This is a genomic window from Gilvimarinus sp. 1_MG-2023, assembly GCF_030548285.1.
Map to the genome: position 1 here is coordinate 1 of NZ_JAUOSC010001067.1, position 268 is coordinate 268.

Here is a 268-nt window from a genome sequence, read left to right on the forward strand (position 1 = left end):
TAGTTGAGCATGTCATCATCGGTCAGGTTATCGGTAACAAACAACTCGTTCAGGCGCTGCAGAATAACCGACAAAAGCTCCTCTTTTTTATCTTTGGCTTTGGCAGAACCAACATCGGTATTGGGGTCAAGCGTGTAATCCGGCGCATCGTCTTTCAGCTGGAGATCCTGCTGGCGAATCTTCGACAGGCGGTAATGGCTCAGGGCGACATTAGTCAGATCGACATCATCATCGTCACTGACTTTTTCCCGCAACATGGGCCGAAGGT

1 protein-coding gene is annotated in these 268 nt (G+C 49.6%); it reads right to left on the minus strand.

The features are described 5' to 3' along the window. A partial coding sequence (locus Q4563_RS20140) for a hypothetical protein (RefSeq protein WP_303605778.1) occupies nt 1-268 on the minus strand: 268 nt, incomplete at both ends.